Origin of the sequence: Roseinatronobacter sp., from assembly GCF_051859525.1 — a bacterium.
Lineage (GTDB): Bacteria > Pseudomonadota > Alphaproteobacteria > Rhodobacterales > Rhodobacteraceae > Roseinatronobacter.
In genome coordinates, this window is the sequence record NZ_JBHYFM010000003.1 from 55,019 (window position 1) to 78,103 (window position 23,085).

General features: G+C 58.9%; 24 protein-coding genes. 5 read left to right on the forward strand and 19 right to left on the reverse strand.

The genetic code is table 11. The annotated features are described in order from the left end of the window. Positions 1 to 25: 25 nt before the first annotated feature. From flgA to ACTIE1_RS04680, 7 genes are read right to left on the reverse strand one after another with little or no spacing between them, the layout of a single operon-like run. Entirely contained in the window at positions 26 to 460 is a 435-nt protein-coding gene (flgA, locus tag ACTIE1_RS04650) for a flagellar basal body P-ring formation chaperone FlgA (RefSeq protein WP_439562217.1), read from the reverse strand. Next, the gene (gene flgG / locus ACTIE1_RS04655; protein WP_439562218.1) at positions 460 to 1,245 is read right to left on the reverse strand and encodes a flagellar basal-body rod protein FlgG; all 786 of its coding nucleotides are present in this window, start codon (positions 1,243 to 1,245) and stop codon (positions 460 to 462) included. The genes flgA and flgG overlap by 1 nt, the downstream gene beginning before the upstream one ends. A 19-nt stretch (positions 1,246 to 1,264) precedes the next feature. Next, positions 1,265 to 1,981, reverse strand: a complete 717-nt coding sequence (locus ACTIE1_RS04660) for a flagellar hook-basal body complex protein (RefSeq protein WP_439562219.1) — start codon at positions 1,979 to 1,981, stop codon at positions 1,265 to 1,267. Next, positions 1,981 to 2,250 carry a flagellar biosynthetic protein FliQ gene (locus ACTIE1_RS04665; protein ID WP_439562220.1) on the reverse strand — a complete coding sequence of 90 codons (270 nt, stop codon included), beginning with the start codon at positions 2,248 to 2,250 and terminating at the stop codon, positions 1,981 to 1,983. Before ACTIE1_RS04665 ends, ACTIE1_RS04660 begins: the two co-directional genes overlap by 1 nt. A 3-nt stretch (positions 2,251 to 2,253) precedes the next feature. After that, positions 2,254 to 2,553: a flagellar hook-basal body complex protein FliE gene (gene fliE / locus ACTIE1_RS04670; RefSeq protein WP_439562221.1), complete on the reverse strand. Its 300-nt coding sequence runs from the start codon at positions 2,551 to 2,553 to the stop codon at positions 2,254 to 2,256. A 15-nt stretch (positions 2,554 to 2,568) separates the two neighbouring features. Further along, positions 2,569 to 2,961: a flagellar basal body rod protein FlgC gene (gene flgC / locus ACTIE1_RS04675; RefSeq protein ID WP_439562222.1), complete on the reverse strand. Its 393-nt coding sequence runs from the start codon at positions 2,959 to 2,961 to the stop codon at positions 2,569 to 2,571. Positions 2,962 to 2,970: 9 nt separating this feature from the next. Beyond that, entirely contained in the window at positions 2,971 to 3,351 is a 381-nt protein-coding gene (locus tag ACTIE1_RS04680; RefSeq protein WP_439562223.1) for a FlgB family protein, read from the reverse strand. A 95-nt stretch (positions 3,352 to 3,446) separates the two neighbouring features. Between ACTIE1_RS04680 and ACTIE1_RS04685 the strand changes: the two genes are divergently transcribed. From ACTIE1_RS04685 to ACTIE1_RS04705, 5 genes are all read left to right on the forward strand, one after another. Further along, complete coding sequence (locus ACTIE1_RS04685) at positions 3,447 to 4,796, forward strand: FliI/YscN family ATPase (RefSeq protein ID WP_439562224.1); 1,350 nt, start codon at positions 3,447 to 3,449, stop codon at positions 4,794 to 4,796. A gap of 66 nt (positions 4,797 to 4,862) precedes the next feature. Beyond that, positions 4,863 to 6,578, forward strand: a complete 1,716-nt coding sequence (metG, locus tag ACTIE1_RS04690) for a methionine--tRNA ligase (RefSeq protein WP_439562225.1) — start codon at positions 4,863 to 4,865, stop codon at positions 6,576 to 6,578. Positions 6,579 to 6,627: 49 nt separating this feature from the next. After that, a complete protein-coding gene (locus tag ACTIE1_RS04695; protein WP_439562226.1) occupies positions 6,628 to 6,882 on the forward strand; it encodes a hypothetical protein in 255 nt (84 codons plus the stop codon). Between the two features lie 190 nt (positions 6,883 to 7,072). Beyond that, positions 7,073 to 8,449: an aminotransferase class III-fold pyridoxal phosphate-dependent enzyme gene (locus ACTIE1_RS04700; protein WP_439562227.1), complete on the forward strand. Its 1,377-nt coding sequence runs from the start codon at positions 7,073 to 7,075 to the stop codon at positions 8,447 to 8,449. A 79-nt stretch (positions 8,450 to 8,528) separates the two neighbouring features. Beyond that, the gene (locus ACTIE1_RS04705; RefSeq protein WP_439562228.1) at positions 8,529 to 9,710 is read left to right on the forward strand and encodes a M24 family metallopeptidase; all 1,182 of its coding nucleotides are present in this window, start codon (positions 8,529 to 8,531) and stop codon (positions 9,708 to 9,710) included. Between the two features lie 131 nt (positions 9,711 to 9,841). Here the strand turns inward: ACTIE1_RS04705 and ACTIE1_RS04710 are convergent, their stop codons facing one another. The 12 genes from ACTIE1_RS04710 to nuoG form a co-directional block, all read right to left on the reverse strand. Further along, the gene (locus tag ACTIE1_RS04710; protein ID WP_439562229.1) at positions 9,842 to 11,515 is read right to left on the reverse strand and encodes a ribonuclease J; all 1,674 of its coding nucleotides are present in this window, start codon (positions 11,513 to 11,515) and stop codon (positions 9,842 to 9,844) included. Beyond that, positions 11,512 to 12,303 carry a type III pantothenate kinase gene (locus tag ACTIE1_RS04715; RefSeq protein WP_439562230.1) on the reverse strand — a complete coding sequence of 264 codons (792 nt, stop codon included), beginning with the start codon at positions 12,301 to 12,303 and terminating at the stop codon, positions 11,512 to 11,514. The genes ACTIE1_RS04710 and ACTIE1_RS04715 overlap by 4 nt, the downstream gene beginning before the upstream one ends. Positions 12,304 to 12,321: 18 nt before the next feature. Beyond that, positions 12,322 to 13,065, reverse strand: coding sequence for a biotin--[acetyl-CoA-carboxylase] ligase (locus tag ACTIE1_RS04720; protein ID WP_439562231.1), 744 nt, complete (start codon positions 13,063 to 13,065; stop codon positions 12,322 to 12,324). Beyond that, the gene (gene nuoN / locus ACTIE1_RS04725) at positions 13,055 to 14,494 is read right to left on the reverse strand and encodes an NADH-quinone oxidoreductase subunit NuoN (protein WP_439562232.1); all 1,440 of its coding nucleotides are present in this window, start codon (positions 14,492 to 14,494) and stop codon (positions 13,055 to 13,057) included. Before nuoN ends, ACTIE1_RS04720 begins: the two co-directional genes overlap by 11 nt. 11 nt (positions 14,495 to 14,505) lie before the next feature. Next, entirely contained in the window at positions 14,506 to 16,047 is a 1,542-nt protein-coding gene (locus ACTIE1_RS04730) for an NADH-quinone oxidoreductase subunit M (RefSeq protein WP_439562233.1), read from the reverse strand. Further along, positions 16,047 to 18,011 carry an NADH-quinone oxidoreductase subunit L gene (gene nuoL / locus ACTIE1_RS04735; RefSeq protein WP_439562234.1) on the reverse strand — a complete coding sequence of 655 codons (1,965 nt, stop codon included), beginning with the start codon at positions 18,009 to 18,011 and terminating at the stop codon, positions 16,047 to 16,049. Before nuoL ends, ACTIE1_RS04730 begins: the two co-directional genes overlap by 1 nt. Before the next feature lie 4 nt (positions 18,012 to 18,015). After that, positions 18,016 to 18,321 carry an NADH-quinone oxidoreductase subunit NuoK gene (nuoK, locus tag ACTIE1_RS04740; RefSeq protein ID WP_277804705.1) on the reverse strand — a complete coding sequence of 102 codons (306 nt, stop codon included), beginning with the start codon at positions 18,319 to 18,321 and terminating at the stop codon, positions 18,016 to 18,018. A gap of 69 nt (positions 18,322 to 18,390) precedes the next feature. Next, entirely contained in the window at positions 18,391 to 19,008 is a 618-nt protein-coding gene (locus ACTIE1_RS04745) for an NADH-quinone oxidoreductase subunit J (protein ID WP_439562235.1), read from the reverse strand. A 95-nt stretch (positions 19,009 to 19,103) separates the two neighbouring features. Then, the gene (gene nuoI / locus ACTIE1_RS04750) at positions 19,104 to 19,595 is read right to left on the reverse strand and encodes an NADH-quinone oxidoreductase subunit NuoI (RefSeq protein WP_439562236.1); all 492 of its coding nucleotides are present in this window, start codon (positions 19,593 to 19,595) and stop codon (positions 19,104 to 19,106) included. Between the two features lie 2 nt (positions 19,596 to 19,597). Continuing rightward, the gene (nuoH, locus tag ACTIE1_RS04755; RefSeq protein WP_439562237.1) at positions 19,598 to 20,635 is read right to left on the reverse strand and encodes an NADH-quinone oxidoreductase subunit NuoH; all 1,038 of its coding nucleotides are present in this window, start codon (positions 20,633 to 20,635) and stop codon (positions 19,598 to 19,600) included. 15 nt (positions 20,636 to 20,650) lie between these two features. Next, complete coding sequence (locus tag ACTIE1_RS04760; RefSeq protein WP_439562379.1) at positions 20,651 to 21,010, reverse strand: hypothetical protein; 360 nt, start codon at positions 21,008 to 21,010, stop codon at positions 20,651 to 20,653. 59 nt (positions 21,011 to 21,069) lie between these two features. Further along, positions 21,070 to 23,082: an NADH-quinone oxidoreductase subunit NuoG gene (nuoG, locus tag ACTIE1_RS04765; protein WP_439562238.1), complete on the reverse strand. Its 2,013-nt coding sequence runs from the start codon at positions 23,080 to 23,082 to the stop codon at positions 21,070 to 21,072. Between the last annotated feature and the right edge of the window lie 3 nt (positions 23,083 to 23,085).

Below are 23,085 nucleotides of genomic sequence, written 5' to 3' on the forward strand. Positions count from 1 at the left end.
ATACCCTCATGGTAATATACGCGTTTCATCGCAGGGACAGTCGCTGCGTGCCCACCTCGACCACCCCAGAATACAGAACCGTGCCCTGCACCGATTGGCGGGACGACAGGTTCATCACACTGACCCGGTCCCCGATAGCGCCGCGACCAAGCGCCCGCCCTTCGGTCAGTATGCTCAGTGGGCCATGACGGTAGATGACCTGAACCAGATCATTCCGCTCTATGACAGCGGCCGGCCCAAGTTCCGAAAGACGCACCGGGCGGCCGGGATAGATTGCTACACGTGTTTCCAACCCGATGGCCTGATCCGCCGCCGTGGCCGCGCCGACGACCATGCCATCCTGCACGCTGACATCGCCCGGCTCGATAACCTCGGCGGCGCGGATCAGGCGGGTTGCCACCAGCGTCTGCGCCATCGCAAACTCTGGCAGGATGAACAGAAGGACGAAAACGAACCGCATCAGCGCACCTGCGTCGTTGCGCCCATCATCTGGTCAACGGCCGTAATTACCTTGGAATTCAGTTCATAGCCGCGCTGTGCCTTGATCAACTCCGTCATCTCGCGCACCGGATCAACGGAGCTTTCTTCCAGATAGCCCTGGCGCACCGTGCCCAGACCATCCGTTCCCGGTGCAGCGTCAAACCCCGGCCCCGAGGCTTCGGTTTCCAGAAACAGGTTTGACCCGATCGCTTCCAACCCTTTTTCATTGGCAAAGCCGGTCAATGTAAGCTGGCCCAGCAGTTGGGGCTGCACCTGCCCTATGAAATAGGCGTATATTTCACCATCAGCGTTGATGGAAATCGACCGCGCATCGTTTGGAATGACAATGCCAGGCGTGACTTCGAACCCTTCGGAATTGACAATCAACCCGTCGCCCGTGCGTTTCAGGGCGCCATCGCGCGTAAATGCGGCCTGCCCGTCAGGCAAGGTAACAGACAGAAAGCCCTTGCCTTCGATCGCGATGTCCAGATCGCCATTGGTCTGGGCCAAAGCCCCTTGCTGTATCTGCATGCTGACCGCAGCAGGACGCACACCAAGACCAAGCTGGATGCCGGTGGGCAGCACCGTGCCATCACTGGCATTAATCGACCCCGCGCGCGCGAATTGCTGATAATGCAGGTCCGCAAATTCGGCCCGGCGGGCGTTATAGCCCGAGGTGCTCATATTGGCGAGGTTGTTCGAAATGGTATCAACGCGCATCTGCTGCGCGCTCATTCCCGTGGCGGCGATATGAAGCGCTTTCATTGATCCGTCCTTTTCATCCTTATCGACCCAGTGTCTGGATCACGTTCTTGATCCGCTCATCTTCACGTTCCAGCAGACGCTGGCCCTGTTCATATGCGCGCTGGACGTCAATCATCCGCGCGATTTCCGGCATCGGGTCCACGTTGGACCCTTCAAGGAACCCTTGCCGCAAACGTGGTTGCAAAACGGGTTCAACATCACCATCCACAGCAAACAGGGTGCCCGCAGCCCGCGTCACCGACACGGGGTCGGCAGGCTGAACCAGTCCCACTTGCGCAAATGGCTGCCCGTCAGCAGAAAAGGTTCCATCCCCCGACATGACAATTGAACGGGCGTCCGGCGGCACAAATATCGGGGCGCCCCCCGCGTCCAGCAGCAGATGCCCGTCCATATTCACCAGTTCGCCCGCCGCATTCGGGGTGAACATACCCGCGCGCGTCAGCCGCAACCCCTGCGGCGTTTCCAACTGGAAGAACCCGTCGCCTTCTATCGCCAGGTCAAAACTGCCGTTGGTTTGTGTCAGTTCGCCCTGATTCAGGTATGTCTGGCGGGTGTTGCCCAGCGCCATAGACAAGGAAGTGTCCTGCCCCTGCCCGCCCACCACAAACTCGGAAAACACCATCCCCTCGCGGCGGAATCCGGTGGTCGATGTATTCGCGATGTTATGGGCGATAACCTGCATTTCGCGCTTCAGGCCCGACAGGCGTGTCAGGGTAACATAGGTCGCGTTGTCCATCACACACCTCCTGCGATCAGTGGCACTATCTGGTCGTGGAAAAAAGCGACGAGGGTGGCGGTCATGAAACTCATCGACACCCAGAAGACGATCACAATCGCGGCCAGTTTCGGCACAAATGTCAGCGTCATTTCCTGAATGGATGTTAGCGCCTGAAACAGCCCGATCGTGACGCCCGCAACCAATGCAGCAGTCAGAATCGGAATGGAAATCAGCGTTGCGACCCATAGGCCCTGACGCAATGTGTCGAAGAAGACGGCCTCGTTCATGGTTCAGACCGGCATGCGCAGGATTTCGAGATACGCTTCGACAACCTTGTTGCGGACCGCGACTGCTGTTTCGACAGCCAGTTCTGTGGCCGCGACCGCCTCGACCAATGCGTGCGGGTTTGCACCGCTGAGCATCGAACTGGTCGCGGCCGTGTCGGCCTGACGCAGCGCTTGCGTGAAACTGGACATTTGCGCACCGAAGGCAGCCTCGGCGCGCTGCGTGGTTCCTTCTTTCGGCGCGGGGGCTGCTGCGTTGCGCGCCAGATCATAGCTTTGAATGGCAATGCTTGCGGGAATGGTCATCTAGTCAATCCTTTTTCAACGACGCAGCAGATCAAGCAGGCCCTGCGACATCTGCCGCGCCTGATCAAACATGCGTAAATTCGCTTCATAGCTGCGGCCGGCCTCTCTCGCGTCGGCGATTTCGATCATCCGGTCTACAGTGGAGCCGTCGTAATAGCCTTCCGCATCAGCCAGCGCGTGGCCGGGGTCATAAATGCGCGGCAACTCCCCGCGATCCAGCCGGACCGGCCCAATATCAACGCGGGCAAGGCCGGTGGCGCGGTCAATCGCGGATTGAAAATCAATTGTCTTGCGCCGGTAGCCGGGTGTGTCGGCATTGGCGATGTTTTCGGAAACATGCCGCAGGCGGCGGGATTGCGCCTCCATCCCGGACGCGGCAACGGAGAATACACCAAACAGATCAGCCATTTATGCCCCCTAGTTCCCAAGTGCTGTACGCAGAATTCCGCGCGCTGACGAATAGACTGACAATGCCATGTCATGGCTTTGCCGGGTTTCGGCGGCACGCATCATCTGATGTTCAAGTGAAACTGTGTTACCATTCGGAGATCGGGCCGGTGCTGTCGTATCGATACGCGCCGCGGGTATGCCGCCGGTATCTTCAAAACCCAAATGACCCGCCCGCGTCGCACGCATGGACAGGCCATTATTGTAGGTCGCGCCAAAACTGGGCAGGTCACGCGCCTGATACCCCGGCGTATCGGCATGGGCGACATTTTCAGACAAGACGACTTGCCGTGCCGCTGCATGGCGGGCCATCTGCTGCGCCATGCGCATGACATCGGGTAATTCGAACATGAGGGCTTCTCCCGTCATTTGGATACACTCATCCTTAAGACTGATTCGCTTAAAGATCGGTAACCAGAAGTCGAAAAAGCTGCGAAAGGGATGCGATGAACCATCTTGATTTTCTGCGCGCCGAGGTCACGAATATGCATGTGGTCAGCATTTCAGGGCGAATTACACGCATCGACGGGCAATCCCTGGGAATTGCAGGTTTGGTGCAGGATGCGCGAATCGGCGATTGGCTGAAGGTTACGACCCAGTCCGGCACGCATGTTTACGCAGAAGTCCTGCGTATGACCGAAACCGAGGTCTTGGCGCTGCCGGACGGACCTTGTGACGGTTTGTCGATTGGCGATCGGGCGGAATTCATCGGCCCGCGCGGACTGGCCCCTGATGACAGCTGGATCGGGCGGGTGATTGACCCTTACGGCCGCCCGCTGGATGGCCGCCCCTTGCTGCAAGGGCCTGTCACACGCAACCTGCGCCAGAACCCGCCCGACCCCGCGCAGCGCGGGCGGCTTGGGGGCCGCCTTGATACTGGCATGGCCGTATTCAACACGCTGCTGCCACTGGTCGAGGGGCAGCGCATCGGATTGTTCGCGGGGTCCGGTGTCGGTAAATCCATGCTGCTGGGCAAGTTCGCGCGCAACATGCAGGCCGATGTCGTCGTCATTGCACTGGTTGGCGAACGCGGGCGCGAATTGCGCGAATTCATCGAGGATGTTCTTGGCCCCGAAGGGATGGCGCGGGCCGTTGTTGTCACGGCAACCTCGGACCAGCCACCGCTGACGCGACGACGCTGCGCCGCTGCCGCCATGTGCGTGGCCGAACATTTCCGTGATCAGGGCAAGCATGTGCTGTATCTGGCCGACAGCATTACGCGGCTGGCCGAGGCGCATCGCGAAGTCGCCCTTGCGGGTGGCGAAGCGGCCAGCCTGCGCGGATACCCCCCGTCAACCGCACATCAGATCATGGCACTGGCCGAACGCGCAGGCCCTGGCCCGGACGGAATGGGGGCGATTACCGGAATCTTCACTGTTCTGGTGGCAGGGTCCGACATGGAGGAACCCGTGGCCGACATTCTGCGCGGCGTGCTGGACGGGCATGTGGTGATGGACCGCGCCATTGCCGAACGCGGGCGGTTTCCCGCGATTGATGTTCTGCGCTCGGTCAGTCGCGCATTGCCGAAAGCGGCAACGCCGGAAGAAAACGCGCACATTTCCGAAGCACGCCGCATGTTGGGTGCCTATGACCGCGCGGAAATGATGGTACAGGCCGGACTCTATGAGGCGGGCAGCGACCCGCTTGTGGACCGCGCGATCAGGGTCTGGCCCGCGCTGGACGCGTTTGTGGGCGAATCCGCGCCAGGTGGCATAAAGCAGGCTTTTGCAAAACTGGCAATCTGTCTGGACCCGCCAGCGCAGGCCGGCACGACCGCCAGCAAGGGCAAAAAATAAAACGGGTTTCCTCTTGGCGCGGAATTGCACTAAACGGGGGGCAATTCTGCACATACGGGGACCATCATGGCGCGAATTCTGATCACCTCGGCCCTGCCATATATCAATGGCATCAAGCATCTGGGCAACCTTGTCGGCAGCCAGCTTCCGGCAGACCTTTATGCGCGGTATTGCCGTGCGCGCGGGCATGAGGTGATGTTTATCTGCGCAACCGATGAACATGGCACGCCCGCAGAACTGGCTGCGGCCAAGGCCGGCAAGCCGGTCGACGAATATTGCGCAGAAATGCATGACGTGCAGGCCGAACTGGCGCGTGGTTTCCTGTTGTCCTTTGACCATTTCGGGCGTTCCTCCAGCCAGCGCAACCATGTTCTGACGCAACATCTGGCGGGCAAACTGGCCGATGCCGGACGCATTTCGGAAGTGTCCGAAAAACAGGTCTATTCCAACGCTGACGGGCGTTTTCTGCCCGACCGGTATATTGAAGGCACCTGCCCGAATTGCGGCTATGACCGCGCGCGCGGCGACCAGTGTGAGAACTGCACCAAACAACTGGACCCGACCGACCTGATTGACCCGCGCTCCGCGATTTCAGGGTCCACCGATCTGGAAGTGCGCGAAACCAAGCATCTGTTTCTGCGCCAGTCGGATATGCGCGACCAACTGGATAAATGGATCGACAGCCAGCGCAACTGGCCGGTTCTGACCACATCCATTGCCAAGAAATGGCTGCATGACGGCGACGGGCTGCAAGACCGTGGCATCACGCGCGATCTTGATTGGGGTATTCCCGTCAAACGTGGTGACAAGGACTGGCCCGGTATGGAGGGCAAGGTGTTCTATGTCTGGTTCGACGCCCCCATCGAATATATCGCGGCCACGGCGGAATGGGCCGATGCACAGGGGCTGGATGACAGCGCATGGCAGCGCTGGTGGCGCACCGACCTTGGCGCGGATGATGTTCGTTATGTGCAATTCATGGGCAAGGACAATGTCCCCTTCCACACCTTGAGTTTCCCTGCAACGCTGATGGGGTCGGGCGAGCCGTGGAAACTGGTCAACTACATCAAGTCATTCAACTACCTGAATTATGATGGTGGACAATTTTCAACCTCGCAAGGTCGTGGCGTTTTCATGGATCAGGCGCTGGCAATTCTGCCCGCTGATTACTGGCGCTGGTGGTTGTTGTCCCATGCCCCCGAAAGTTCGGATTCTGAATTCACATGGGAAAACTTTCAGGCCAGTGTGAACAAGGATCTGGCCGATGTGTTGGGCAATCTGGTCAGTCGCGTGACAAAATTCTGCCGCTCCAAGTTTGGCGAAGTGGTGCCAGAAGGCGGGACTCTCGGGGCGCGCGAAACCGCGCTTATGGACGCGCTGACAACGCGCTTGCGCGCCTATGAAACGCATATGGAAGCGATGGAAATTCGCAAATCGGCGGCGGAATTGCGCGCGCTTTGGGTGTTGGGCAATGAATATCTGCAAGATGCCGCACCGTGGTCGACCTTCAAATCGGACCCTGAACAGGCGGCGGCACAAATCAGGCTGGCACTGAATCTGATCCGGTTCTACGCGATCATTTCGCGTCCCTTCATCCCCGATGCGGCCGCCAGCATGATGGCCGGCATGCAATCCGACGACTGGACATGGCCGGACACCGTGACAGATGCCTTGGCGCAACTGGATGCGGGGCATTCCTTCATCGTTCCTGATGTTTTGTTCGCCAAAATCACGGATGAGAACCGAGCCGCGTGGGAAGCACAGTTTTCCGGCCAGCGCTAGGGCTTGATTTGACCTTTTCATGTGCCAAGCCCTGCACTAGGCTTGGCACATGTTTACGATAGAACACGATTTCGACGCCACCATCGTTACCCTTGTGGACGAAGGCGCCCCGCGCGAGGAAGAATTGCGCGAGGATATTATCATTACAGCCTTTGAAGATTGCGTCACCTTGCGCCAGTTTGACCCGCAACGCGATGATGATGTGGTGATTACCCTGTCACTGGTCCAGTTGCGCGATCTGGGGGCCGCGCTTGACCTGCCCGAAGGCAGTTACAGACTCACCCCGAAGGGCCAGACGCGTTAGCCGCAAATCGGGCGGTTTATTGCGCCATGCACGCGCATTGCCGCTGTTCTGCGCTGCAGCGTCGACATCGTTTGACAAAGCTATGTCCCCTCCGGCAGGTTGGGGTCAAGACGGGGGACGAATCAGCCTCCCCGCACCCCCGACAGTGACATAGGAATGCGCCCCCTCCGGGGCAGAGAAAGGAAGTGCCATGCTTACCAATGATCAACTCAGCCAATGGGATAGAGAGAACTTTCTGCACCCCTCGACTGCCTTTGGCCAGCATGCACGCGGCGAAAGTGCCAACCGTATCGTAAAGTCAGGCAGCGGTGTCTATATTGAGGACCGTGACGGCAACCGCCTGCTGGACGCCTTTGCGGGGCTGTATTGCGTCAATGTGGGCTACGGACGCACCGAGATTGCCGAAGCGATTTCCAAGCAGGCGCATGAGTTGTCCTACTATCACGCTTATGTCGGCCACGGCACAGAAGCATCGATCACGCTGGCCAAGATGGTCGCAGACCGTGCGCCTGCACATATGAACAAGGTCTATTTCGGCCTTGGCGGGTCGGATGCGAATGAAACGAATGTGAAACTTGTGTGGTATATCCAGAATGTTCTGGGCCGCCCCGAAAAACGCAAGATCATCTCGCGCTGGCGCGGCTATCACGGGTCGGGCCTGATTACCGGCTCGCTGACAGGGTTGACGCCGTTTCACAACAAATTCGGCCTGCCCCTGTCCGAGGTTGTCCATACCGAAGCGCCCTATTATTTCCGCCGCCCGCGCAAGGACATGTCCGAAGCCGAATTCACCGCCCATTGCGCCGCAGAACTGGAAGCACTTATCGAACGCGAAGGCGCCGACACAATCGGGGCGTTTATCGGCGAACCGATCCTGGGCACCGGCGGCATTGTTCCCCCGCCCGCAGGCTACTGGGACGCCATTCAGGCCATCTTGAAAAAACACGACATCCTGCTGATCGCGGATGAGGTCGTAACCGGCTTTGGCCGCTTGGGCACCATGATGGGGTCCACGCATTACGGCATCACGCCCGATATCATCACCATCGCCAAGGGCCTGACATCCGCCTACGCGCCCTTGTCCGGCTCGATTGTCAGTGACGACTTGTTCAAGGTGCTGGAAGATGGCACCGACAAATTCGGCCCCTTCGGACATGGCTGGACCTATTCGGCGCATCCCATCGGCGCGGCTGCAGGCGTTGCTAACCTGAAACTGGTTGACGATCTGGGTCTGGTCCAAAACTCGCGCGACACGGGCGCCTATTTCCAGCAAGCGCTGAAAACCGCACTTGGCACACATCGCTTTGTGGGTGATGTGCGCGGCGAAGGGTTGATGGCCGCTGTCGAATTGCAGCGCGATCCGGCCAACGGTGACGATTTCGACGCCGCCGACAAGGTTACCGCGCGCGTAGTAGGCGAAATGGCCAAGCGCAATGTCATTGCCCGCGCCATGCCACAGGGCGAGATCATTGGCTTTGCGCCCCCGCTTTGCATTACACCCGCGGAAATTGATCTTGTGGTCGATGTGACCGTCGATGCGCTGAACGCCGTGACGGGCGGGTTGTAACCAGTCCCCAAGCCCCTTTCCGGGTGCCACGGCACGCGGAAAGGGGCCTTTTCTTGCCCTGTTCAAGGTTTAGGCATCCATGACCACAACAAACCCGAATTTCACCGATGCCGAATATGAAGCGCGTGTCGCGCAGACACGCGCCGAAATGGCCAAGCGCGGTATCGACCTGCTTGTCATCTCCGACCCGTCCAACATGAACTGGATTTCAGGCTATGACGGCTGGTCTTTCTATGTGCATCAGGCCGTGCTGCTGCCGATGGAGGGGGAACCCGTCTGGTGGGGGCGCGGCATTGACGAGCCGGGCGCAAGGCGCACTGTCTTTATGAAAGACGGCGCCAATATCGTGCCCTATGACGACAGCTATGTGCAAAACCCCCAGAAACACACGATGGAGGCCCTGTCCTCGCTGATTATCGATCGGGGCTGGCATACCGGCTGGATCGGTGTCGAGATGGACAATTACTACTATTCCGCAGCCGCCCACCAGACCTTGCTCAACCATCTGGGCGATGCGCGTTTCGTGGATGCGACAGGACTGGTGAACTGGCAGCGGCTGGTGAAATCCGAATCCGAATTGCTGTATATGCGCCGCGCCGCACGGATCGTGGAACGCATGCATCAGGTTATTCTGGATGTCGCCGAACCTGGCATGCCCAAGAACATGCTGGTTGCGGAAATCACCCGCGCGGGCATTCAGGGCGCGGACGGGCAATGGGGCGACTACCCCGCCATCGTTCCAATGGCGCCGTCCGGCCTTGACGCGACCGCGGCACATCTGACATGGGATGACCGCCCCATGCGCGCGGGTGAAGCCACCTTCTTCGAGATTGCAGGCGTGCATCGCCGCTACCATTGCCCCCAATCACGCACATTATTTTTCGGCACAGTCCCCGATCTTTACCGCCGCGCAGAAGAGGCGGTTCTGGAAGCGACGCAAGCAGGGCTTTCCTATTGCCGTGCGGGCGCGCGTGCCGAAGACGTGGCAATCGCCTTCAATGTCACGCTGAACAAAAAGGGTTTTGAAAAAGACAATCGCTGCGGCTACTCCATCGGCTTAAGCTACCCCCCTGACTGGGGCGAACGCACCTTGTCGTTGCGCAGCGGTGCCATGACCGAACTGAAACCCGGCATGGTCCTGCATTTCATGCCCGCCCTGTGGCTGGAAGATGGCGGGCTGGAAATTACCGAACCTGTTCTGATCACAGAGAACGGGCCGGAATTGCTGTGCTCCACCCCGCAAGAGATATTTGTGAAATAACGCAACCCCGCCGCGCAGGCTGGTTTTCATTCTGGCCCAAATATCCAAAAACCTCTCTGCTGGCAAACAGGCTATAGCAAGCAGAAAACCGGCATCCGGTTTTCTGCGACATGCCCTGCAACGCGGCCCTGTCAGTCATTCATCAGGCGGCTGACAACAATCGTGACTTCGGGCTTCTTGCCAATTTCTTCCATTGTGACCTGACGCACCAAGCGGCGCAGGCCGTCATTCAGCTTGTCATCATCCGCCATGGTCTTGGCACCGGCACGTTCCAGATATTGCGCCAGCTCCTCCTCAATAATTTCGTTCAGGGGCTGCCCGCCCTTGCCCGTCGGACGCAGTCCCACAATTTCGGCCCAGGGATCGCCCAGCACATCATCTTCTTCGTCCAGAATAAGCGTCACGAACACATGCCCGCCAATCGCCATTCGAATCCGGTCGCGCACCACGCCGTCCATCGCACCAATCATCCGGCTGCCATCCAGATAGATGCGGCCGGTGTCAACCTCGTCCACCAGAACGGGTGCGGCACCGCTCAGGTCGACAACCGACCCGTTTGGCACGACCATGGACTGCATCCCGCGCGCTATCGCCAGTTTCGCGTGTTCGTGCAACATGCGGTGTTCCCCATGAATGGGGATCAGCATTTGTGGCTGGATCAGATCATGCATCGCTTCCAGATCGGGGCGGTTGGCATGGCCTGACACATGATACAGCCGTTCGGAGTTATCCAGAACATCCACACCCATTTGCGACAGCGCATTCACGACACGCCCCACCTCACGTTCGTTTCCCGGAATCGTCATGGATGAAAACAGGAACGTGTCGCCTTCTTTCATGTTCAGGCCCATATAAGTCCCGCGCGCCAACTGCGCCGAGGCCGCGCGCCGTTCGCCCTGACTGCCTGTAACAATCAGCAACAGGTTTTCGCGCGGTACATCTTTGGCCGCTTCGGGGCTGATGGTCGGCGGAAAGTCCTTCAGGATGCCCGCTTCTGTCGCCACTTGTGTCATGCGCAGCATGGCCCGCCCCATCAGGCAGACAGACCGTCCTGCCTCATGGGCGGCCACTGCCAGCGTTTTCAGTCGCGCGACATTCGATGCAAATGTCGTGGCCACGACCATGCCGCGCGCATCGCGCATCAACTGCGCAATGGGGTCGGTCAAGGTGGCCTCGGACCGGCCGGCATGTTTGTTCATGACATTGGTGCTGTCACACAGCAGTGCCTTGACACCACTACGGCCGATTTCTGCCAGCAATTCAGGGTCATGGGGTTCGCCCACGCCGGGGGTGCGGTCGGCCTTGAAATCCCCGGAATGCACAACGCGACCTGCGGGCGTATCAATCACCACACCAGACGCCTCGGGCAGCGAATGGGCCACGGGGAAAAACTGGACCCGAAACGGGCCAAGCTCCAGCGCTTCGGGGGCCTTGCCCACGGTAATCACCTGTTCGGGGTCCTGACCGGCATCCTGCATCTTCAGCCGTGCAATGCGTGCGGTAAAATCGCGGGCATAGACCGGCACCTTCAGCTTGTGCCACAACTGCCCGACAGCGCCGACATGATCTTCATGCGCGTGGGTGATGATAATCCCTTCCAGACGGTCGCGCCGCTCTTCCAGCCAGCGCAGGTCCGGCATGATCAGGTCCACGCCCGGGCTGGATGCCATATCGGCAAAGGTCACACCCAGATCAACAAGGATCAGGCGTTCACGCCCTTTTGGCCCATAGCCGAAGACATAGGCATTCATGCCCACCTCGCCCGCGCCACCAAGGGGTAGATAGATCAGCCTGTCTTTGCTCATGCCTGCTCCTGTAAACTGCTATTGGTCATGTTATAGTCGTAAATGACGCAAAGACCATGTAATGTCAGATCATCCTCGACCGTGTCAAACAGCGTTTGCGCCTGTGCGAACAGGGGCGCAAGCCCGCCGGTGCCGATTACTTTCATCGGGCGGCCGTATTCAGCGCGTATACGCGCGGTTATGCCTTCGATCAGGCCGATATAGCCCCAGAACACACCAGACTGGATACAGGCAACCGTGTCGGTGCCAATAACCTTGTCCGGGCGCGAAATATCGACATGTGGCAGCGCCGCCGCCCCCTGATGCAACGCTTCCAGCGACAGGTTCACCCCCGGAGAGATGACGCCCCCCACATAGGCCCCGTCATGGGCGACCACATCAAAATTTGTGGCGGTGCCGAAATCAACCACAACAACATCGCCGCCATGCCGGTCAAAAGCGCCAGCGGCATTGGCCAGCCGGTCGGGGCCGGGGCGCACCCCTTCGTCCACGCGCGGCGGAACGGGCAACAGACAATCGGGTTTGCCGACAACCAACGGGCGACACCCGAAATAACGGTCGCACAGAACCCGCAGGTTGAACACGACGCGCGGAACAGTCGATGAAATAATCACGCCCTTGATGTCCAGCTTCACGCCCTTGATATTCATCAGGGTCGACAGCCACACATAATACTGATCAGCGGTGCGCGTGGCTTCGGTCGAGGTGCGCCATGTCGCCAGAAACTGCGTGCCATCCCAAACAGCGAAGACGGTATTCGTGTTTCCACAATCAATGGTCAAAAGCATGGCACGGCCCTTTCGCGTTCAAAAAAACACATCTGCAGCAGGAATGGTGCGCCGCCCTTGCGCTGTGCGCAGCATCAGCGCCCCTGTTGCATCAATCCCTTCAAAGGTGCCTTCGTGACTGTCTGTAACTGTCCGCGCGACAATGCACTCCCCAAGCCGCGCGGCGCTGTTCATCCACGCCTGCCGGATCGATGCGAACCCGTAGGTCACCAGCTGGTGTTCCCATTTTGCATAGGCTGGCGCCAGAACATCAAGGAATTCTTCGGGGGACATGGCAATACCGGTTTCCGACATCAGGCTGACGGGCCGCAATGCGCCCTGTTCGGGATCAGGCGCATGCAGCAGGTTCACCCCGATCCCGATTGCAAGATGGCCGACCTGCGCACCCTGTCCGACACTTTCCAACAAGATACCCGCCAGTTTTCCGCCATTTAGCAGCACATCATTCGGCCATTTCAAGGCAAAACTCTCGGGTCGCGCGGTGACGGTGACCAAGGCTTCATGTAGCGCCAGCGCCGCCACAAAGGACCGCAGCGCCACTTGATCCGGCGGACCGCCCGGCCGTGTCACATAGGTGGCGGCGAAATTTCCCACAGGGTCACGCCAATCGCGCCCGCGCCGTCCGCGCCCCTGAGTCTGGCGCAAGGCCAATATCCAGCATGGGCCACCAAGGCCGGACGCCATGCGCGCGGCCTCGGCATTGGTGCTGTCGGTTTCTGGCAGGACGCGACGCCCGACCCCCTCAGGCCAGCTATTTGACAAGGGCTTCTGCCGCCAGCGCCGCCATCCCCTCAATGCCGAACAGGTTGATAACGCCCAACACCATCAATGCGGCCGATGCAACCAGTAGCGTCGCCTGAACCGGCGCACGCACGCTGTCCAGCGGTTCGGTGGTTTCACCGAAATACATGTAATAGACGATGCGCAAATAGTAGAACGCCCCGATCACGGACGCGACAACGCCTGCCACCGCCAGCCATGTCAGGCCAGCCTGCACGGCAGCCCACAAAACATAGAATTTGCCAAAGAAGCCCACCAGCGGCGGAACACCTGCAAGGCTGAACAACAGCACCAGCAACGCCAGTGCGCGCAACGGCTCGGCCTTGGAATACTGGCGCAGGCTGTCGATATCCGTAACGGGTTTCCCATCGCGCGACATGGTCAGAATGAAGGCGAAAACACCGATATTCATGGTGACATAAATCGCCATGTAAACCAGCATCCCCTGCACGCCCTGCGCCGTACCCGCCGCAAGGCCGACCAGCGCGAACCCCATATGCGTGATAGAGGAATAGGCCATAAGGCGCTTGATATCGCGCTGCCCGATCGCCGCAATCGACCCCACGAACATGGACGCAAGTGCCAGAAACGCGATAATCTGCGACCAGTCGCCGGGCACCACCCCGAAGGCTTCGTGCACGACACGCGCAACCAGTGCCATGGCCGCCACTTTCGGGGCCGTGGCAAAGAACGCGGTCACGGGTGTTGGCGCCCCCTCATAGACGTCAGGCGTCCACATATGGAAGGGAACCGCCGAGACCTTGAAGGCCAGACCGGCCAGCATGAACGCCATGCCCATCAACAGACCGACCGACATGCCGTCTTCCGAAATGGTGCTGATGATGCCCGCAAACAGCGTGGTCCCCGCATAGCCATAGGTCAGCGACGCGCCATACAGCAAAAGCCCGGACGCCAGCGACCCAAGGATAAAATACTTCAGGCCCGCCTCGGTCGAGCGCGCGGAATCGCGGTTCATGGTGGCCACGACATACAGTGCCAGCGATTGCAACTCCAGGCCCATATACAGCGCGATCAGATCGCCCGCGGACACCATCAGCATCATGCCGACAACCGACAGCGCAATCAGGATGGGGTATTCGAAACGCAGCAAACCGCGCGCCAGCATGTAGGATTGGCCCATCACCATGACGATAGCTGCCGACAGCAACACGATCATCTTGGAGAATTGCGCGAACGGGTCGGAAATATACATTCCGTTAAAGGCCGTCTGAACCTCCAGCCCCTGCGCGCCGGAATACAGTGCCAGCAGAACCATCAGCGCTGCCGTTGCCCACAAAATGGGTTCGGCCAGCTTGTCCTTGCCGCCATAGACACCCACCATCAGTGCGGCCATTGCATAAAGCGCAAGGACGATCTCTGGCAGGGCTGTGTAAAGATCAGCTCCGATCATTGCGGGACCTTTCAGTTCTGTGCCAACTGGGATGCAGACTCATATGCCTGCAACGCCAGCGAATGCCCTTCGACCAATGCCGAAACCGAAGGGCCAATAATATCGGTGATAAGCGCGGGATAGATGCCAAGGAGCAGTGTCATCGCGATAAGCGGCGCGATAAGCGCCTTCTCGCGGCGGTCCATGTCCTTGATGCCTTTAAGCGATTCCTTGATCAACTCGCCCATGACAACGCGGCGGAACAACCACAGTGCATAGCCCGCAGACAGGATAACGCCCGTGGCCGCGAACAGCGCCACCCAGGTATTGACCTGAAACACCGCCATGAAGGTCAGGAATTCGCCGACAAACCCGGATGTGCCCGGCAGACCGACATTCGCCATGGTGAACAGCAGGAACACTGCCGCATAAACCGGCATGCGGTTGATAAGCCCGCCATAGGCCGAAATCTCGCGGGTGTGCATCCGGTCGTAAATGACCCCCACCGCAAGGAACAAGGCACCAGAGATAAACCCGTGGCTGATCATCTGGAAGATCGCACCATCAACGCCCTGTTGATTGGCCGCAAAAATGCCCATCGTCACAAAGCCCATATGCGCGACCGACGAATAGGCGATCAGCTTCTTCATATCGGTCTGCATCAGCGCCACAAGGCTGGTATACACAATCGCAATCGCGGACAGCCACAGCACCAGCGGCGCGAAAATGTCGCTGGCAACAGGGAACATGGGCAGCGAGAAACGCAAGAACCCGTAGCCGCCCATTTTCAGCAACACGGCCGCCAGCACAACCGACCCCGCCGTGGGGGCCTGCACATGGGCGTCCGGCAGCCATGTATGCACAGGCCACATCGGCATTTTCACGGCAAAGGACGCGAAAAACGCCAGCCACAGCAGCGTTTGCATGCCACCGATCACCTGCCAGCCCATCAGGCTGAAGGTTTCTGTGCTGAACTGGTGGCCCAGCAGGGTGGGAATATCCGTGGTGCCTGCATCGACATACATCGCGATCATGGCAACCAGCATCAACACCGACCCAAGGAACGTATACAGGAAGAACTTGAACGCTGCATAAATGCGTTCCTTGCCGCCCCAAATGCCGATGATCAGGAACATCGGGATCAGGCCCGCCTCGAAGAACAGATAGAACAGCACCAGATCCAGCGCCGTGAACACGCCGATCATCAGCGTTTCCAGCAGAAGGAACGCGATCATGTATTCCTTGACGCGGTGTGACACGTTCCAGCATGCGCCAATGGTGATGGGCATCAGGAAAGTCGTCAGCATCACGAACAGGATCGAAATGCCGTCAACCCCCATCTTGTAAGTGAAGCCCATGATCCAGTCATGTTCTTCCACAAACTGGAAGCCGGTATCTTGCGGGTCAAAGCCCACCAGCAGGATAAGCGATGCGGCGAACGTGGCCAAGGTCGCAATCAGCGCCACCCATTTGGCGTTATTCTGTGCGGCCTCATCCTCGCCACGCAGGAAAATCGCCAGAATGACCGCTGCAATGGCAGGGGTGAATGTAATAATCGACAGCAGGTTCAGCATTACTGCGCCCCCCCTGCAAGGGTGACATAGGTGACGATCACGACAATCCCCAGAACCATTGCGAATGCATAATGATAGACATATCCGGACTGCGCACGTCCGGCGATGCGTGTGATGAACGGAATGATGCCCATGGCCAGACCGTTGATGCCGCCGTCAATGACCTTGCCATCGCCTTTTTTCCAAAGGAACGTCCCCACAGCCTTGGCCGGACGCACGAACAGGAAGTCATAGATCTCATCGAAATACCATTTGTTCAGCAGGAACTGATACGCCCCCGGGAACGTCTCGGCCAGGCGTTTGGGCAGCGACGTGTCGCGGATATAGAACATCCATGCCAAACCCAGCCCCAGCAACATCGCGATGAAGGGCGATACCTTGACCCAGGCGGGCACATAATGGGCCTGCGTGACCAGATCGTTCCCTTCAGCCAGGAAGATCGCTGCACCGAAATAATCGCGCACCTGCCCTGTTGACCCGAAGAACGGACCATAGAACACCATACCCGCCAGCACCGACCCGACGGCCAGAACCGCAAGCGGCACCAGCATGACCATCGGGCTTTCATGCGCGTGTTCATGCGTGTGCTTGTCGCCGCGGGGGCTGCCCCAGAAGGTCAGGAACATAAGCCGCCAGCTGTAGAAACTGGTCATGAAGGCCGCGAATACCAGTATCCAGAAGGCATAGGTGGTACCCGACGCGAATACGGATTCAATAATCGCGTCCTTGGACACAAAGCCCGCAAAGCCGATGGTTGTCAGCGGAATGCCCACACCGGTAATCGCCAAGGTCCCGATCAGCATGGCCCAGAAGGTCATCGGCAGTTTGTCTTTCAGCCCGCCATAATTGCGCATGTCCTGTTCGTGGTGCATGCCGTGAATGACCGACCCCGCGCCCAGAAACAGCATGGCCTTGAAAAACGCATGCGTCAGCAGGTGGAACATGGCCACCGAATAGACGCCCACACCCGCCGCAACAAACATGAACCCCAGCTGCGAACAGGTCGAATAGGCGATGACGCGCTTGATGTCATTTTGCACAAGCCCGACAGTTGCTGCAAACAGCGCCGTCATGGCCCCGATCAGCACAACAAACGCCATGACCTGCGGGGTGTATTCCATCAGGGGCGACATGCGCGCGACAAGGAACACACCGGCGGTAACCATGGTCGCCGCGTGGATCAGCGCCGATACAGGCGTCGGCCCTTCCATCGCGTCAGGCAACCAAGTGTGCAGGAACAACTGCGCCGATTTGCCCATCGCGCCCACAAACAGCAGGAACGCAATCAGATTGGCCGCGTTCCAGTCCGTCCACAAGAAACTGACAGTGGTTTCCGCCAGCATGGGGGCGGCGGCGAACAAATCGTCATACTGAATGGAATCGACCAGCAGATAGATCGTCATCAACGCAAGGATCAGCCCCATATCGCCCACACGGTTGACGATAAACGCCTTCATCGCGGCGGCGCCCGCGCTTTGCTTGCGGAAATAGAACCCGATCAGCAGATAAGACGCGAGGCCCACCCCCTCCCAGCCGAAGAACAGCTGCACAAGGTTGTCTGCGGTCACCAGCATCAGCATGGCAAAGGTAAACAGCGACAGATACGCGAAAAAGCGCGGGCGGTAACTTTCGTTATCCTTGAAATTGTCGTCATGCGCCATGTAGCCGAAACTATACAGATGCACGAGCGCGGATACCGTGGTGATGACAATCAGCATCACAGCGGTCAGCCGGTCCAGCCGGATCGCCCAGTCGCCCACCAGTGACCCGCTGTCGATCCAGCGCATCAGTGTGATTTGCTGAACACCGCCATCATGGGTCAGAAAGATAACCCATGACAAAAACGCCGACAGGAACAATAGCGCCGTCGAAATGACCTGCGCAGGGCGTTCCCCGATCACACGCCAGAACAGACCCGCGATAATGGCCCCCAGAAGTGGCGCAAAAAGAACCGTTACTGCCATGGGATCAGCCTTTCATCACATTGACGTCTTCGACGTCGATCGTGCCACGGGTGCGGAAGAAGCACACCAGAATGGCAAGCCCGATCGCGGCCTCGGCGGCAGCGACAGTCAGCACGAACAGCGTGAACACCTGACCAACCAGATCATTGAGGAAGCTGGAAAACGCGACCAGATTGATATTCACCGACAACAGCATCAATTCTATCGACATCAGAATGATGATGATATTCTTGCGGTTCAGAAATATCCCGAAAATACCGATGACGAACAGCGCCGCCGCCACGGTCAGGTAATGTTCAAGTCCAACCATTCGGTTCCCTCGTTCCGTATGTGTCGGGGCCGCTTTCTGGCCCTCGTTATCGGTTGTCCCTTGCGGGCCTTATCCCAGCCCCTGGCCGGATTTGACGTCTTTCAATTCCAGCGCCTTGGCCGGATCGCGGTGCATCTGGGCAACGACATTCTGACGCTTCACATCCTTGCGGTGGCGCAATGTCAGAACAATCGCCCCGATCATGGCCACCAGCAAAATCAGCGCGGCTGTCTGGAACAACAGGAAATACTGGTCATAAATGATCATACCCAGCGCCTTGGTGTTGTGCATTTCCGCCATGTCGGGCGTGGGTGCCTGCCGCAATTCGCGCGCGGTTTCCGCTTCTTGCCATGACCCGAACAGCAGCGCCATTTGCATCAGCAGGACGATGCCCACAATACTGGCAATCGGGAAGTAGCGCGCCATTTCCCCTTTTAGCGCGGCGAAATCGATATCCAGCATCATCACGACGAACAAAAACAGCACCGCGACCGCGCCGACATAGACAATGATCAGCAGCATGGCCAGAAACTCTGCGCCCAGCAGCACGAACATGCCCGCCGCCGACAGGAATGTCAGAATAAGCCACAGAACCGAATGCACCGGATTGCGCGCAATGGTGACCAGAAACCCGGCCCCCAGCAGGGTGACCGCGAATGCATAGAATGTGATATCGGCAATACCCATGTCCCTCGGGTTCCCTTTTTTCCTGTCGCGGGCGGTGTTTTGCGCCCGTCGTCCTTTGCTCTGCGCAGCGCCGGAAACTGTCCGGCACCGCCCCTTTAACGGTAGGGCGCGTCGATTTCCAGATTGCGGGCAATCTGGGCTTCCCAGCGTTCGCCGTTTTCCAGCAGTTTATCCTTGTCGTAAAACAACTCTTCCCGTGTCTCGGTCGCGAACTCGAAATTCGGTCCTTCGACAATGGCATCCACGGGACACGCTTCCTGACAGAAACCGCAATAGATGCATTTTGTCATGTCGATATCATAGCGCGTTGTGCGCCGTGACCCGTCATCGCGCGGTTCCGCGTCAATGGTGATCGCCTGCGCGGGGCAAATCGCCTCGCACAGTTTGCACGCAATGCAGCGTTCCTCGCCATTGGGGTAACGACGCAGGGCGTGTTCACCACGAAACCGCGGGCTAAGCGGCCCTTTTTCATGCGGATAGTTGATCGTGGGCTTGGGCGCCACGAAATAGCGCATGCCCAAGGCGAAGCCTTTGATGAAATCGGTCATCAGCGTGTATTTTATCGCACGCGCCCAATCCATACCCATGATCAGCCTCCAATCGTCCAGCGGGCCCAGAACGCACCCATGACTTCAAATTTCGCAAGGAACGACACGATGACGACCCATGCCAGCGACAGCGGCAGAAACACCTTCCAGCCAATACGCATCAACTGGTCATAGCGGTAGCGCGGCACAATGGCCTTCACCATGGCGAACAGGAAGAAGAAGAACGCCATCTTCAGGAACATCCAGTGGAACCCGTCCGGCAGGCCAGGAATGGGCGACAGCCAGCCGCCAAAGAACAGCAGCGACAGCAAGGCGCACATCAGGAAGATGGCAATATATTCGCCAGCCATGAACAGCAGATAGGGGGTCGACCCGTATTCCACCATGAACCCCGCCACCAGTTCGGATTCCGCTTCCGGCAGGTCAAAGGGCGGGCGGTTGGTTTCGGCCAGCGCCGAGATGAAGAACAGCACGACCATTGGCAGATGCGGCAACCAATACCAGCCCAACGCACCCCAGCCGGTATCTTGTGCGGCGACAATATTGCCGAAATTCATGCTGCCGGTCGAAATGATGATCCCGATGATGATCAGGCCCAGCGACACTTCGTAGGAAATCATCTGCGCGGCAGACCGCAGCGACCCAAGGAACGCATATTTGGAGTTGGACGCCCAGCCCCCCATGATCACGCCGTAAACTTCCAGACTGGCAATCGCGAACACAAACAGGATGGCCACGTTGATATCGGCCAGAACCCAGCCGTCATTGAACGGGATCACCGCCCATGCCAGAACCGCCAGCACGAAGCTAAGCAGCGGCGCCAGAAAATAGACCGGCCGGTCAACGCCTGCCGGAATAACCACTTCCTTGACCACGAATTTCAGCGCATCCGCGAAGGTTTGCATCAGCCCCCAAGGGCCGACGACATTGGGACCGCGCCGCAACTGTACAGCCGCCCAGATCTTGCGGTCTGCATAGACCAGAAAGATAAGGCTAATCATCACGAAGCCAATCACCAACAGTGATTGTGCCATGATCAGCACGGTGATCCCTAGTCCGGTTTCCAGAAATTCAGCCATTCGTCCCTCTATTCCTCAGACTGTGGGAATGCCCTGCTCGTGGCAATCCGCGACGATCACCTCGGCGTCCATGTTGCGCAGACCGGGCGGCAGGTCCGGCGAGATGGTGTAAACCCCATCCGCCTGCCAGATGCCAGCGGTTTGCGTTGCATTTGTCCTGACGTGGCGTGCAAAACTGTAGCCGCGGATCAGGGTGTATTGTGCAGCCGCGCAGCGGGAATAGGCGATCACATCCTCGCGCCCCCGCGCGCCGTCCATGCGCACGACAAAACTGACCAGATCGCCTTCCAGCAGACGGGTTTGCACCCCCAGATATTGCGCATCCGACGGCGGCGACATTGGCACGCGCACCCGATCCCCGTTTCCACATGCCATCAACCCGCCCGACAGGGCGAGGGTGACAAGCGGCATATGAAGGGTGCGCCACACTCATGTCACTCCGCAGCGATCTTGGACTGGCCGCGCGCCTTGGCCATGGCAGACAATTCGGCCATAAGGCTGGATGCACGGGCAATCGGGTTGGTCAGGTAGAAATCATCAACAGCATAGCGGAAATCGGCCTTGCCCAATGGTTTGGCGGCAAGGGCCTGCCACGCGTTTTCCGGTATAACGTCAATATCACCAAGATGCGGCACCGCATCTGTCAATTGTTGGCGCAGGGCGCTGATGGTGTCAAACGGCAGGGTTGCGCCCAGTTCCGCCGATAGCGCACGCAGGATCGCCCAGTTTTCCTTGGCATCACCGGGTGCAAAGCCTGCGCGCAGGGCCAGTTGCGGGCGCCCTTCGGTATTGACGAAGATCCCCGGTTCTTCGGTATAGGCGGCGGCAGGCAGAATAAGGTCGGCACGGTGCGCGCCGCGGTCCCCATGGCTGCCCTGATAGATGACAAACGCGCCCGGTGCGATGTCAATCTCATCTGCGCCAAGGTTATAGATCACTTCGGCGTCCTTGGTGGCGGCATCAAGCCCGCCATCCGTCACGCAGCCCAGATCCAGCGCGCCAACGCGGCTTGCTGCCGTGTGCAGAACCAGCAAACGCCCGCCGATCTTGTCAGCCAGCGCCATGGCTTGCGCCAGCACCGCTTCGCCATCAGCTTCGCGCAGGGCACCCTGGCCCACGATAACCAGTGCCTCGGCCTCATCGGATTTCGCGGCTTTGACCAGTTTTTCCAGCGCAGCGCGGTCTGTGCCGCCTTCGATCACGTCATAGGTCAGATCGACTGCCGTGCCTATGCGCGTCACATCCGCGCCCGCCAGCCATGCCTTGCGAATGCGCGCATTCAGAACCGGCGCTTCGGCGCGCGGGTTCGTGCCAATCAGGTAGATACGCTTTGCGTGGTCAATATCTTCGATTGTCGCGGTGCCCACATAGGCCGACCGGTTGCCCGCAGGCAGTTTGGCACCATCCACACGGCATTCCAGCGTGCCGCCCTGCCCTTCGACCAGCAGTTTCAGTGCATAGGCCGCTTCCACTGACGACAAATCGCCGATCAGGCCCGCAACCTTCTTGCCCTTGATAGCATTTGCAGCCGTTTCCAGCGCTTCGGGCCATGTGGCAACCCGCAGCTTGCCATTCTCGCGGATATAGGGGCGGTCAAGGCGCTGGCGCTTCAACCCGTCCCAGACATAACGCGATTTGTCCGACAGCCATTCTTCGTTCACGCCATCATGGTTGCGTGGCAGAATACGCATGACTTCGCGACCCTTGGTATCCACACGAATATTGGACCCCAGCGCGTCCATCACGTCGATGGTTTCGGTCTTGGTCAATTCCCACGGCCGCGCAGTAAAGCTGTAGGGTTTGGACACCAGCGCGCCCACGGGGCACAGGTCGACAATATTGCCCACCAGTTCCGAGTCCACCAATGCGCCCAGATAGGTGGTGATTTCAGCATCCTCGCCGCGTCCGGTCTGGCCCATGACGGTCTGGCCCGCCACCTCGGTGGTAAAACGCACGCAACGCGTGCAGGAAATACACCGCGTCATATGGGTTTCTACCAATGGCCCCAGCTGCATATCCTCGCTGGCGCGTTTGGGTTCACGGTAGCGCGAAAAATCCACGCCATAGGCCATGGCCTGATCCTGCAAATCGCATTCGCCGCCCTGATCGCAAATCGGACAATCCAGCGGATGGTTGATCAGCAGAAACTCCATGACCCCTTCACGGGCCTTCTTGACCATGGGGCTGTTGGTCTTGATCACCGGCGGCTGTCCTTCGGGGCCGGGGCGCAGGTCGCGCACCTGCATGGCACAGCTTGCCGCAGGTTTGGGCGGGCCGCCCACAACCTCGACCAGACACATGCGGCAGTTGCCGGCAATCGACAGACGTTCATGATAGCAAAAGCGCGGCACTTCCACGCCAGCCTGTTCACAGGCCTGAATCAGCGTCATCGAAATGGGAACTTCGACTTCTTTCCCGTCAATGATGATCTTGCGAAGGTCTGACATGTG